Source organism: Mesorhizobium sp. Root554, from assembly GCF_001427025.1.
Taxonomy (GTDB): Bacteria; Pseudomonadota; Alphaproteobacteria; order Rhizobiales; family Rhizobiaceae; genus Mesorhizobium.
In genome coordinates this window covers 2,356,941-2,369,721 of record NZ_LMGA01000001.1, presented here as the reverse complement: position 1 = coordinate 2,369,721, position 12,781 = coordinate 2,356,941, and the positions used below count along the sequence as shown (strand labels likewise).

8 protein-coding genes, 1 tRNA gene and 2 rRNA genes (1 of these 11 running past the window's edge) are annotated in these 12,781 nt (G+C 62.8%); 5 read left to right on the top strand and 6 right to left on the bottom strand.

Translation table 11 applies throughout. The annotated features are described in order from the left end of the window. From ASD44_RS11565 to ASD44_RS11545, 5 genes are all read left to right on the top strand, one after another. Window positions 1-626: ribosomal RNA gene (locus ASD44_RS11565) — 23S ribosomal RNA — on the top strand (it extends 2,172 nt beyond the left edge of the window). A gap of 81 nt (window positions 627-707) precedes the next feature. Continuing rightward, window positions 708-822 (top strand): 5S ribosomal RNA (gene rrf, locus ASD44_RS11560). A 179-nt stretch (window positions 823-1,001) separates the two neighbouring features. Then, window positions 1,002-1,078 (top strand) — tRNA-Met (locus tag ASD44_RS11555). A 309-nt stretch (window positions 1,079-1,387) separates the two neighbouring features. Continuing rightward, window positions 1,388-5,014: a hydantoinase B/oxoprolinase family protein gene (locus ASD44_RS11550; protein WP_056111923.1), complete on the top strand. Its 3,627-nt coding sequence runs from the start codon at window positions 1,388-1,390 to the stop codon at window positions 5,012-5,014. A 159-nt stretch (window positions 5,015-5,173) separates the two neighbouring features. Beyond that, window positions 5,174-6,802: an AMP-binding protein gene (locus ASD44_RS11545; protein ID WP_056111920.1), complete on the top strand. Its 1,629-nt coding sequence runs from the start codon at window positions 5,174-5,176 to the stop codon at window positions 6,800-6,802. A 12-nt stretch (window positions 6,803-6,814) separates the two neighbouring features. Here the strand turns inward: ASD44_RS11545 and ASD44_RS11540 are convergent, their stop codons facing one another. The 6 genes from ASD44_RS11540 to ASD44_RS11515 form a co-directional block, all read right to left on the bottom strand. Beyond that, on the bottom strand, window positions 6,815-7,330 hold the full coding sequence (locus tag ASD44_RS11540; protein ID WP_056111917.1) for an L-2-amino-thiazoline-4-carboxylic acid hydrolase: 516 nt from the start codon (window positions 7,328-7,330) through the stop codon (window positions 6,815-6,817). After that, the gene (locus tag ASD44_RS11535) at window positions 7,330-8,124 is read right to left on the bottom strand and encodes an ATP-binding cassette domain-containing protein (RefSeq protein WP_056111914.1); all 795 of its coding nucleotides are present in this window, start codon (window positions 8,122-8,124) and stop codon (window positions 7,330-7,332) included. The genes ASD44_RS11540 and ASD44_RS11535 overlap by 1 nt, the downstream gene beginning before the upstream one ends. After that, window positions 8,121-8,924: an ABC transporter ATP-binding protein gene (locus ASD44_RS11530; protein WP_056111911.1), complete on the bottom strand. Its 804-nt coding sequence runs from the start codon at window positions 8,922-8,924 to the stop codon at window positions 8,121-8,123. Before ASD44_RS11530 ends, ASD44_RS11535 begins: the two co-directional genes overlap by 4 nt. Next, on the bottom strand, window positions 8,921-9,748 hold the full coding sequence (locus ASD44_RS11525) for an ABC transporter permease (RefSeq protein WP_056111908.1): 828 nt from the start codon (window positions 9,746-9,748) through the stop codon (window positions 8,921-8,923). The genes ASD44_RS11530 and ASD44_RS11525 overlap by 4 nt, the downstream gene beginning before the upstream one ends. Next, complete coding sequence (locus ASD44_RS11520; protein WP_056111905.1) at window positions 9,745-10,731, bottom strand: ABC transporter permease; 987 nt, start codon at window positions 10,729-10,731, stop codon at window positions 9,745-9,747. Before ASD44_RS11520 ends, ASD44_RS11525 begins: the two co-directional genes overlap by 4 nt. A gap of 279 nt (window positions 10,732-11,010) precedes the next feature. After that, window positions 11,011-12,615, bottom strand: coding sequence for an ABC transporter substrate-binding protein (locus ASD44_RS11515; protein ID WP_056115967.1), 1,605 nt, complete (start codon window positions 12,613-12,615; stop codon window positions 11,011-11,013). Window positions 12,616-12,781 lie beyond the last annotated feature (166 nt).

Genomic DNA, 12,781 nt, shown 5'->3' with positions numbered 1-12,781 from the left:
CTCCTAAAGAGTAACGGAGGCGCGCGATGGTGGGCTCAGAACGGTCGGAAATCGTTCGCTGAGTGCAATGGCATAAGCCTGCCTGACTGCGAGACTGACAAGTCGAGCAGAGACGAAAGTCGGTCATAGTGATCCGGTGGTCCCGCGTGGAAGGGCCATCGCTCAACGGATAAAAGGTACGCCGGGGATAACAGGCTGATGACCCCCAAGAGTCCATATCGACGGGGTTGTTTGGCACCTCGATGTCGACTCATCGCATCCTGGGGCTGGAGCAGGTCCCAAGGGTATGGCTGTTCGCCATTTAAAGCGGTACGTGAGTTGGGTTCAGAACGTCGTGAGACAGTTCGGTCCCTATCTGCCGTGGGTGTAGGAATATTGAAAGGATCTGTCCCTAGTACGAGAGGACCGGGATGGACGGATCTCTGGTGGACCTGTTGTGGCGCCAGCCGCATAGCAGGGTAGCTATATCCGGACGGGATAACCGCTGAAGGCATCTAAGCGGGAAACCCACCTTAAAACGAGTATTCCCTGAGAACCGTGGAAGACGACCACGTTGATAGGCCGGGTGTGGAAGAGCGGCAACGCTTGAAGCTTACCGGTACTAATAGTTCGATCGGCTTGATCGTTCTCATTCCTTATGCCCATCGCGAAAGCGGTGGATGGCACAAAAGACAACAGCTTCTCGAAACAAACGTGCGCTTTGCCGACCTGGTGGTTATGGCGGAGCGGCTGCACCCGATCCCATTCCGAACTCGGCCGTGAAACGTTCCAGCGCTGATGGTACTTCGTCTCAAGACGCGGGAGAGTAAGTCGCTGCCAGGTCTGCAAAGCGCACGTTCTAAGTTCACATCGTACTTTCCAAGATCGGAAATGATTTTGGGTCGATGTGGCGAAAATCTTCTCGATCACGATAGGCCCGCCAAAGGGAACTCCGGGCCGCGCAAGCGGCCTTTTCATTTGGCGGCAGGTATTAAAAGTAAGCGTCTGCTTATATAATTTGACGCGGGATGGAGCAGCCCGGTAGCTCGTCAGGCTCATAACCTGAAGGTCGTAGGTTCAAATCCTACTCCCGCAACCAAAATCAGCCCGGCCTTGCGCCGGGCTTTTTCTTTTTGGCGATGGGCTAGCTTCCAGCTACTCGTCTGTCGGGGCGCCGGCTACTAAGATCACTGGAAATATGAGCCTCACTTCGCAGGACTGCTTGCACCTAAAATCCAACCCGTCAGATCCCTTGTCTGGCGGGTTTTTTGTTGTCCTGATGCTGCGAAGAGCCGCCTTCGGACTGCAATGCGTCACCCGCGCCGATTTGAGTGAGTGGGTGCTGACCTGCCACACGATGATGCTATAGGTCATCGAGACTGGACAGCGTGGTCGTGGTGGAGTTGGGATGGCGAATGATGCTTGGGATTTCTGGGTCGATCGCGGCGGCACGTTCACCGATGTGATTGGCCGTGATCCCGCCGGTGCTCTCCATGCGCGCAAGGTGTTGTCTGAAAATCCCCAGGCCTATGGCGATGCAGCCGTCCATGGCATCCGGCTGCTGCTCGGCCTTGATGATGGAGCCGCTATCCCAGCAGGCTTGATAGGCGAAGTCCGCATGGGCACGACGGTGGCCACCAACGCCCTGCTCGAGCGCAAGGGCGAGCGGTTGGCGTTGATTACCACCAGGGGATTCAGGGATGCGCTCCGGATCGGTTATCAGGAGCGGAGCAACATCTTCGCCACCGAGATCGTCAAGCCCGAGGCGCTTTATGCAGAAACGGTCGAGCTGGAAGAACGCATCCTTGCGGAGGGTGAGGTTGAGCTTCCCCTCGATGAAGCGGCAGCGGAACGAGAACTGGATCGGCTGAAGAGCCAAGGCTTCGACGCCATCGCCATCGTTTTCATGCATGGCTACAAGTTTCCGCAGCATGAACAAGTCGTGGCGCGGCTCGCTCGCGACAAGGGATTTTCCCAGGTTTCTGTGAGTCACGAAGTGTCGCCGCTGCTGAAATATGTCGGCCGTGGCGATACGACCGTGGTCGACGCCTATCTGTCTCCGGTTTTGTCGCGCTATGTTTCGCAGGTTTCGCGGGAGCTCGACATCGAACGCACCGGCGCGCGCATCCTGTTCATGATGTCGTCGGGCGGGCTGACGGCCGCCGAAATGTTCCAGGGCAAGGATGCGATCCTTTCCGGTCCGGCAGGCGGTGTCGTCGGCCTGGCGCAGACCGGCGCCGCGGCCGGTTTCGACAAGGTCATCGGTTTCGACATGGGCGGTACGTCGACCGATGTCGCGCATTTCGACGGCGAATATGAGCGCGCCTTCGAAACGCAAGTTGCTGGCGTGCGCGTTCGCGCGCCGATGATGCTGATCCATACGGTCGCGGCAGGCGGCGGTTCGGTCCTGCACGCCGATGGCGGCCGATTCCGTGTTGGTCCCGATTCGGCCGGCGCCAATCCCGGACCTGCCTGCTATCGCAATGGCGGACCGCTTACGGTGACAGACGCCAACGTCATGCTCGGCAAACTCGTGCCGGACTATTTTCCTCCCCTGTTCGGCAGGAATCAGGATGAACGGCTGGACGCTGCGATCGTTCAAGACCGGTTTGAAAAGATCGCCGCCGATCTCGGCGACGACCGGTCGCCGCAAGAGTTGGCCGACGGGTTCATTCGCATCGCCGTCGCCAACATGGCTGAGGCGATCAAGAAGATCTCCGTCCAGCGCGGCTACAACGTGGCCCGTTATGCGCTCAATTGCTTCGGCGGGGCGGGCGGGCAGCATGCCTGCTTGGTGGCCGATGCGCTGGGCATGGAAAGCATACTCATTCACCCAATGTCCGGGCTCTTGTCTGCCTATGGCATGGGGCTGGCCGACATACGAGCCTCGCGGCAGAAATCGGCGGGCGTGCGGCTGGATTGCGAGGCTCCCGGCATCATTGCCGACCTCGCCGGCGAACTGGAGGCCGCCTGCCTTGCCGAACTGTCGGTGCAAGGCATCGCCAAGGAAGCGGCGCGTGTGCATGTGCGCGCGCACATTCGCTATGAAGGAACGGATACGGCCATCCCCGTCGAGGCGATCTATCCACCCCGGGACGAAGCCAAGCGCCTGCGGGATGAATTCGCAAAGCTGCACAAGCGTCGTTTCGGCTTCATTGACGATACGAGAGGGTTGGTCGTCGACGCGGTGGAGGTTGAAGCGGTGGGTGGAGGCGGAGCCGCCGTCGAAAAGGATGGCGAAGCGAAGGCAGGACGCGAGGCGATCGCGAGACGCAAGCATCGGTTCTTTTCGCAGGGCGCGTCCCACGATGCCGCCGTCGTCCTGCGCGACGAGATCGAAGTGGGTGATACCGTCACCGGCCCGTCGATCATCGTCGAACCCAACCAGACCATCGTGGTCGAAAGCGGCTGGCAGGCACGGTTGACGCCGAAGGACCATATGCTTCTCATGCGCATCGAGCCGCTGCCGAAGTCGACCGCCATCGGCTCGGACGCGGATCCGATCCTGCTCGAAATCTTCAACAACCTGTTCATGTCCATCGCCGAGCAGATGGGCGTGACGCTGCAGAACACCGCCTATTCGGTGAACATCAAGGAGCGGCTCGACTTTTCCTGCGCCGTCTTCGATCCTGAGGGCAATCTGGTCGCCAATGCGCCGCATATGCCGGTGCATCTGGGTTCGATGGATGCGTCGGTGGCGGCAATCATCCGCGGCAACGAGGTCATCCGGCCGGGCGACGTCTTTCTCATAAATGCCCCATATAATGGCGGCACGCATTTGCCTGACCTGACCGTCTGCACGCCGGTGTTCGATCCGGAAGGCAGGCATGTCCGCTTCTGGGTCGCCAGCCGTGGCCACCATGCTGATATTGGCGGCATCGCGCCGGGCTCGATGTCGCCGCTGGCGGTCAATATCGAGGAAGAGGGCATTTATATCGACAATTTCAAACTGGTGGACGAGGGCCGTTTCCGCGAGCGGGAATTGACGGCGCTGCTGACCGACGGACCGTACCCGGTGCGGAATTTGACGCAGAACGTCAACGACATCAAGGCGCAGGTCGCCGCCAACGAGAAGGGCGCCGCTGAACTCGACAAGATGATCGAGCAATTCGGCAACGATGTCGTGCAGGCCTATATGGGGCACGTGCAGGACAATGCCGCGGAAAACGTTCGCCGCGTCCTGGACCAATTGCCGGACGGCGAGTTCACCCTCGAGATGGATCAGGGCTGCGTGATCAAGGTCAGGATTTCCATCGACCGCGCCAAGCGTGAAGCCACGGTTGATTTCACCGGCACGTCGGACCAGCGCGCCGATAATTTCAACGCGCCCGAACCGGTGACGCGCGCAGCGGTGCTTTATGTCTTCCGCGTGCTGGTGAAGGGCGATATCCCGATGAATGCCGGGTGCCTGCGGCCAATCAGGATGATCATTCCACCGGGTTCGATGCTTTCGCCCCGCTATCCCGCCGCCGTGGTGGCCGGGAATGTCGAGGTCAGTCAGGCGGTGACGAACTGCCTCTTCGGCGCGACCAAAGCCATGGCCGCCGCGCAAGGCACCATGAACAACCTCACCTTCGGCAATGACACGGTTCAGTATTACGAAACGATCTGCTCCGGCTCGCCGGCTGGTCCCGGCTTCAATGGGACGGATGCCGTCCACACGCATATGACGAACTCCCGACTGACCGACCCCGAGATTCTGGAAACTCGCTTTCCCGTGGTGCTGGAGGATTTCCATATTCGGCCGAATTCCGGCGGGCGCGGCAAATGGTCCGGCGGCGACGGCGTACAGCGGACGATCCGAGCGCGCGCGAGGCTGGAGATGTCGATCCTGAGTGGGCATCGCCGCATTCCGCCTTTCGGGCTGGAGGGCGGCGATCCAGGCCAGGTTGGAGAGAATTCGGTGCGGCGGCGATCCGGCGCTGTGCAGCCTCTGGGAGGCTGCGACCGTACGACCCTGGAAGAAGGGGATGCTGTCATAGTCCGCACGCCGACGCCGGGTGGTTATGGCAAGGCGCCGCAGACTGCCAAATAGGCCCTTTTATCCGAAGTTGTTGCGGGACATTGCCCCGACCCATTCATTGGAAAGAGAGTCCCGGTTCCTATAGTCTTTGGTTCGATGGCAATGTCGGCGCGATCGCGCTACCCGAGGAACAGGCGATAGAGGCCACTGTGCTTTTCAAGGAGGAAACGCATGGATTTTTCGTCAGTCGATCGCAATTACGCGCATGCGCGCAAGAATTTCCGGCTTGAAACGCCGCATAATTTCAATTTCGCCTTCGATATCATTGACGAGCGCGCGGCCAGGAATGATGGGACCGCGGTCATTGCCGTGTCGCGCGACGGCGAAACGGTGCGGCACGTCTCCTATTCCGAACTTTCGGACAGCTCCAGCCGTTTCGCCAACGCGCTGGTGTCGCTAGGCGCCAAGCGGGGCGATTTCGCCTGCGTCGTCATTGGCCGGGTGCCGGCCTGGTATACGGTCCTGTTCGGTTGCATGAAGGCCGGCGTCATCTCGATGCCCGGAACCAACCTGCTCACCGCCCACGACATCGAATACCGGGTGAACCATTCCGGCGCGACGATGGCGATCGTTACATCCGAGCATTGCGACAAGGTTGAACAGATCGCCGGCAAGTGCCCGACGCTGAGGACGCTCATCTTGGTCGATGGCGAGCGTAAAGGCTGGATGTCGCTCGACGATCTGCTGAGCGACGCCGCGCCTCGTTTCGAGCGCCCGGCCGACACGAACGCGACCGACCTGATGATGGCCTATTTCACTTCCGGCACGACATCGATGCCGAAGATGGTGCCCCGCGACCATGGCTATGCGCTGGCGCATGCGGCGACCGGCCTGTTCTGGATGGATTTGCGGCCGACCGACGTGCATTGGTCGCTGACCGATACAGGCTGGGCGAAGGCGGCATGGGGGATGCTGTTTCCGCAGATGCTGCTGGGCGCGCCGATTGTGCTCTACAATGGCGAAGGCGCGTTCGACGCCGACATGCATCTCAAGCTTATCGGTAAGCTGAAGGTTACGACGTTCTGCGCACCTCCCACGGTCTATCGGCTGTTCGCGCAACTCGACCTGACGAAATATGACTTGTCCAGTCTGCGCCGGTCGCTGGGCGCCGGTGAACCGCTCAACCCGGAAGTCATGCGCATCTGGAAGAAGGCTACCGGCACCGTGATCGGCGATGGCTATGGCCAGACGGAAACGATCAACATCGTCGCCAACTATCCGGGAGAGGAGGTGCGTTTCGGTTCGATGGGACGGCCGGTTCCCGGCTATGATGTCGATGTTGTCGACGACGACGGCAACCGCGTGGCGGACGAAGAGGTCGGGCATATCGCGGTCAAGGTCACCGATCCCTATCCGGGCGGGCTGTTCCACGGCTATTATACCGGGGCGGCGCTGGATACCGGCTTGTTTCGAAACGGCTGGTACTATACCGGCGACACGGCCCGACGCGACAAGGACGGCTATCTGTGGTTCGTCGGCCGCTCCGACGATCTGATTTCATCGGCGGGATACCGCATCAGCCCCTTCGAGGTTGAGAGTGCGCTGATCGAGCACGAAGCGGTGGCCGAGAGCGCTGTCATTGGCAAGCCGGATGAAACGCGCGGCCAGATCGTCAAAGCCTATGTCATTCTCGCCAAGGGGTTTGCGCCGAGCGAGGAGCTGGCCAAAAACATCCAGGATTTCTGCAGGAAGCTTACCGCACCGTACAAATGTCCGCGCGAGATCGAATTCGTCGATGCGCTGCCGAAGACGATTTCAGGGAAGATCAGGCGCGTAGAGTTGCGGCAAGGAGAAAAATAAGTAAGTAACTACTTACTTACTGCCATTCGCCAACGATATGCGGCAACAGCCGGAGCTATGGCCGGGCGACCACGTCACGTTGCTGAACCGTACTCCGGTCGCTTCGAACAGGCCGCGGTCGAAGGCGCCGGCGATGCGACAGAGTGTCGTCAGTTTCTCGTCGCCGACACCCGCGGCGGTCCAGGCGTCCTTCAGCGGGCAGCGCCGCACCTTGAAGGTGATTTCGTCCGCGCCACGTTCGACATCCGTCGGATACATGTGCCCGCCATTCGGGCTTGCGGCCAGGAACGCCTCGCCCAGCGCCTTCGCGTCATGCGGGCCAAAGCCACCGAAGGCCGCCGCTGCCACTTCCTGTCCGTATCGCGTTACGGTGCGCGTCATCAACGCTTCGGCTGCCTCGGCTCCCATCTCGCCGGTCAGTTCCTCCAGCATCAGCCGGTAGAGATGGGCGCGGTTGCGGAACGCGGCTTCCAGTTCGGCAGCCAGCTTTTCGACCCTCGCGGCAAGTGCGGCCCGGTCTGTTTTCATCACGGCACGTCCTCTATCCTGTTCCTGTGAAGTCTGGGCGCCGCTGCCAGCAATGCCTTGCCGACGGCCGATTGCGGCGCATCGATCACCGCACGGGCCGGACCTTGTTCGACGATGCAGCCCGCATCGAGAATGGCGACGCGATGGGCGAAAGCACGCACCAGCGCGATATCGTGCGAAATGAAGAGATAAGCGATGTGTTCCTGCCTCTGCAGGTCGTTCAGCAATTCCAGAATCTTGCCACGCACCGAGACATCGAGGGCCGAAACGGCTTCGTCGAGCACGATCAGCGACGGTTTCGTGGCAATCGCCCGCGCAATGGCAACGCGCTGGCGCTGGCCGCCGGAAATCTCATGGATCGCGCGCGACGCCAGCGAAGCCGACAGCCCGACACGATCCAGCAATGCGGCGACAGCCTGGGGCCGTCCAGCGCGCGGAACGATGGCGTGGATGCGCAGCGGGTCTTCCAGGGCACGCGCCACGGTGGTGCGCGGGTTGAAGGCCGAGAGCGGATCCTGAAACACCATCTGCAACCGCGCGCGCCGGGCACGCAGGGCGCTGCCCCGCAAGGCCAGCCAATCGTCGCCCTCGAAGATGATGCGCCCGGCGTCCGGCTCGATCAGCCGCAGCAGCAAGCGCGCAATGGTGGATTTGCCACTGCCGGACGGCCCGACCAGCGCCAGCGTTTCCGCCGGTTCGAGATCGAACTCCGCCTGCGCCACCGCCGCAATGTCGTCGCCACGGCGCTTGAAGCGCTTTGACAGCCCTGACACGGTCAGCAGCTTGTCGGTCATCGGGGTGCGGCCAGCATCGGCGCGACGTCGAGCCCGATATGCGAGGAAAGAAGCATGCGCGTGTAATCATGGCGCGGATGGCCGATCACCTCGGCGGTTGTGCCGAGCTCCAGCAACTGGCCATCGCGGAAAACGGCGATACGGTCGGCGATCTGGGCGGCCAGCGCGATATCGTGGCTGATGAACAGCAACGTCATCGCATCTTCGGCCACCAGCCGGGCGATCAGCGCGACGATCTCCGCCTGGACAATCGTATCCAGTGCGCTTGTCGCCTCGTCCGCGATCAGCAGGCGCGGGCGAGCGGCAATGGCGGCGGCGATGGCGACCCGCTGCTTTTGTCCGCCGGAGAGCTGATGCGGATAGGCGTCGAATGTCCTTTCCGGCAGTTTGACACGGGCAAGCAATTCGGCCGCCTCGCCGTATGCCTCGCGCCAACCGAGGCCCAGATGGGTGCGCACGACTTCGGCGACCTGCCTGCCGACGCTCATCACCGGATCGAGGCTGGCGGCGGGATCCTGGAAGATGAAGCCGATGTCGCTTCCGCCCAGCGCCGCGCGGCCGAGGCCGGGCCATTCCAGGTGCCCGGTTGTCCGGGCCGAAGCCGGAAGCAGGCCGGCCACGGCAAGGGCAAGCGTGCTTTTGCCAGATCCGCTTTCGCCGATGACGGCGAGACATTCACCGGTCAACACGTCGATGCTGACATCGCGGATGGCCGAGGCATCGCTGCCGCGATAGGCAACGGTCAAGCCGCGGACCGACAGAAGCGGCGACCGCGAGGGTGAAAGTTCCGCGGCGCTCATGCGAGACCCCGCTTGACGGCCGAGTTTTCGACGATGCCTTCGCCGGCGAGATAGACGCCGAGCACGGTGAATACCAGCATGACGCCCGGCGCGATGGAGAGGAAGGGCGCGGTGCGCAGCACGGCGCGGCCCTCGGCGATCATGCCGCCCCAGGTGACGCGGTTGGGGTCGCCGAGACCGAGGAAGGAGAGCGCCGCCTCGGTCAGGATCGCGCCCGCGACCATGACCGAAGACAGCGCCAGCACCGGCGGCAGGGCATTCGGCATCACCTCGCGGAAGGCGATTGCGAGCGGATGCATGCCGGCGACACGGGCGCTGGCGACATAGTCGCGCTCGCGGATCGACAGCACTTCGGCGCGCGCGACCCTGGCCGGCCCGGTCCAGGCCGACAGCGCGATAGCGATGACCACGACTCCAAGCGACGGGCCGACGACGCTGACGAAGGCCAGCGCCAGCAGGAAGCCCGGCACGGTCTGGAAGGCATCGGTGATGCGCATCAGGATTTCATCCACGATGCCGCCGGCAAAACCGGCCAGCGTGCCGACGATCGTTCCGATCGCCAGGGAGGCGGCAGCGGCGGCAAGGCCAACGGCGAGCGAGGTGCGGGCGCCGTGGAAGAGTTCGGCCAGCACATCGCGGCCCAGCCGGTCGGTTCCGAGCGGAAATGCCCAATCCTGAAATGGCCGCACCAGTGCCGGACCGGCGATCGACTGCGGGTCACCGGGGAAGAGGAAAGGCGCGGCCAGCGCCATGATGGCGAGCAAGGCCAGGACGACGACGCCAGCCACGGCCTCCGGTGTCCGGGTGAAGCGGCGAAGGCTCACGCGCCGGCCTCGCTGGCGCCGACGCGCGGATCGAGAAAGGCGTATGCCAGATCGACCAGCAGATTGATGACCACGACCAGCACGGCGCTGATCAGGATGATGCCGAGCAGAAGCGGCGTGTCGCGCGCGGTGACGGCTTCCTGCGCCAGCCTTCCGAGGCCCGGCACGGAAAACACGCTTTCGATGACGACGCTGCCGCCCAGCATCTGCGCCGATTGGAGCCCCAGCATGGTGACGAGCGGCAGAAGCGCGTTGCGGGCGACATGGGCAAGCACGATACGCCGTCGCGGAATGCCGCGCGCCCGCAGCGCCAGCACGAAGTCCTGTCGCCAGACCTCGGCCATGCCGGCGCGCATCATGCGCAGGTAAAGCGCCAGATAGATAAAGCCGAGCGCCGTCACCGGCAGGACGAGATGGTGGATGATGTCGGCAGCACGGGCGAGGCCGGTCTTGCCGGAGGCGATGGTCTCGATGCCGGCAATGGGGAACCAGCGCAGGTCGACGGCGAAGACGATGACCAGAACCAGCGCCAGCCAGAAGCCGGGCACGGCATAAAGCGCCAGCGAGCCGATGGACAGGAAACGGTCGCGGAAGGAGCCGGGCCGCGCGCCGGCGACGATGCCCAGGGCCGAGCCGAGGAAAAAGGAAAGCGCGGTGGCGCTGCCCATCAAAAGCAGCGTGTTGGGCAGGCGTTCCAGGAGAATGTCGCGGATCGGGCGGGAGAAAGCGACGGAGTGGCCGAGATCGAGGTGCAGAAGCGCCCAGAGATAGGCGGCCAGGCGCGTCCCTGTCGACTGATCGAGCCCCCAGCGCTGCCGCAGCAATTCAGCAAGGCCGGCATCGCCGCCGATGGAACCGATATAGGCGTCCACCGCGTCGCCGGGGGCAGCCTCCAGCAGGAAGAACGTGCCGACGACAACGATCAGCAGCACGAAGACCGAGCCGACGAGGCGGCGGCGCAGGAGGCGAAGGGCGCGGTTCATGATGGCGCCCTTTTATCCAAAAGCGTAAGGGCGATGCCAAACGAACGCTCAACCAGCTTGCAGGAGACACCCCCCTCTGCCCTGCCGGGCATCTCCCCCTCAAGGGAGGAGATTGGCAATTTCCACGTCCTGCCCCCAACGGCAGCGTTTGTGGTTGGCGAAGGCCGACATGAAGGCTGATCTCCCCCCTTGAGGGGGAGATGCCCGGCAGGGCAGAGGGGGGTGCCTTTCGACATATTCATCCTCCGACTCTAACTGTCGGCGGACGAATGCTTCAAGTCACACCTCCACCGCCGTATCCGCCCAGTTGGATACGGCCCAGCGGGGATTGTTGGCGATGTTCTTGACGCTGTCGCGGGCGACCGAGATGAAGCTCCATTCCGCGACATTGATCAGCGGCAGGTCGGCGGCGACTTTCTTCTGGAACTCCTTGTAGAGTTCGGTGCGCGCGCTCGCGTCGAGCGTTTCCGAAGCCTTCTCGATGATGGCGTCCAGCTCCTCGTTCTTGTAGCCGCCCTGGTTGGAGAAGGGCACGCCGTCCGGAATGCCGCTCTGTACGAGGATGGTCGTGGAAATCGCCGGATCGCCGCGGAACACGGGCGGGCCGACAGCCAGGTCGAAGGCGTGTTCGGTGTAGACCGCCTTCTGGTGCGCGGCGGAATCGTTGTTGACCAGTTGCGCATCAATGCCGATGGCGGCGAGCGCCTGGCGCAGATAGTCGCCGAATTGCTTCGTCTCGTTGAAGTACGGCGCCGGCAGGAGTTTCAGCGTGAAACGCTTGCCGTCGGCGCCCTTGGCATAGCCGGCCTCGTCGAGCAGCGCGTTCGCCTTGGCGACGTCGAAGGGATAGGTCTCGACGTCGGGCGTGTAGAATTGCGGGTCGTTCTTCGGCACCGGGCCGGTGGCGGCGGCGGCATAGCCGAGGAACACGGTCTTGACGACGAAATCCTTGTCGATGGCATGCGCGATCGCCTGCCGCACCTTGAGGTCCGCCAGTTCCTTGCGGCGATGGTTTATCTCCACCACCAGCTGATAGGTCAGGCCCTCATAACCCTTGGTGACGACCTGAAGGCCGGGAACCTTCGAGATGCGGTCGAGGTCGGCGAGCGGCACGGCCGAGAAGGCGGCGAGGTGGATTTCCTCCGCCTCCAGCGCGCTGGCCGCGGCGGCGCGGTCGGGCAGAACCTGATAGATGATCTCGTCCAGAAGGGGCTGGTTCTCGCCCCAGTAATCCTCGTTCTTCGTCAGCCGGTAATATTGGCCCGCCTTGTGTTCGGCGAACTTGAACGGACCGGTGCCGATCGGCGCAATATTGGCCGGGTTGTCCTCGATCTTGCCGGTTTCGTATATGTGCTTCGGCACGACGCTCGTTACCACCGGCAGCGCGTTTCGGATGAGCTGGAAAGGCGTCGGCTTGCCGAATTTGAAGACGGCCGTCAATTCGTCGGGCGTATCGACGGCGACCAAATCCTTGAAGATGGTGCGGCCAAGGTTCTGCAGCGGCTTCCACACCTGCAGCGCCGAAAAGGCGACGTCGGCCGAGGTGAAGGGCTTGCCGTCATGCCACTTCACGCCTTCGCGCAGCTTGAAGGTGGCCGACAGTCCGTCGGCAGCACCCTCCCAGCTCACCGCGAGCCGAGGGGCGAGCCCATCCTTGCCGTCATAAGCGGCCTCCGCCAGCGGCTCGACCACCTTGCTGGCGACAAAGAACACGCCGTTTGATGCGACAATGGCCGGGTTGAGATTCGGCGGTTCGGAGTCGGCCGCGACCACGAGCCGTCCGCCGCTCGCCTGCGCCCGCGCAATGCTGGGCAGGGCAGTCGAGGCCAGGAGCGCGGCGGAGGCGGTCATCAGCGTGCGGCGGGAAAGAATGAATTGCGGCATGAACAACTCCAACGCCTGGGCGCACCATGCGGCGCTATGATCAATCATCCGATCCTGCGGCTGAAAGATCGGCGCGGCGATTATGGCCTATGGGAGGGCTTTGGCCAGAAGGAAAATTTGCGCGGCGGGGCATGGCCGTGAAAATTCCATACGTTGGACCAGCTGC

What these genes read in the sequence shown, in the direction of transcription:
- ASD44_RS11550 (WP_056111923.1), top strand. Translation starts at nt 1,388, where the DNA reads ATGGCGAATGATGCTTGGGATTTCTGGGTCGATCGCGGCGGCACGTTC.
- ASD44_RS11545 (WP_056111920.1), top strand. Translation starts at nt 5,174, where the DNA reads ATGGATTTTTCGTCAGTCGATCGCAATTACGCGCATGCGCGCAAGAAT.
- ASD44_RS11540 (WP_056111917.1), bottom strand. Translation starts at nt 7,330, where the DNA reads ATGAAAACAGACCGGGCCGCACTTGCCGCGAGGGTCGAAAAGCTGGCT.
- ASD44_RS11535 (WP_056111914.1), bottom strand. Translation starts at nt 8,124, where the DNA reads ATGACCGACAAGCTGCTGACCGTGTCAGGGCTGTCAAAGCGCTTCAAG.
- ASD44_RS11530 (WP_056111911.1), bottom strand. Translation starts at nt 8,924, where the DNA reads ATGAGCGCCGCGGAACTTTCACCCTCGCGGTCGCCGCTTCTGTCGGTC.
- ASD44_RS11520 (WP_056111905.1), bottom strand. Translation starts at nt 10,731, where the DNA reads ATGAACCGCGCCCTTCGCCTCCTGCGCCGCCGCCTCGTCGGCTCGGTC.
- ASD44_RS11515 (WP_056115967.1), bottom strand. Translation starts at nt 12,615, where the DNA reads ATGCCGCAATTCATTCTTTCCCGCCGCACGCTGATGACCGCCTCCGCC.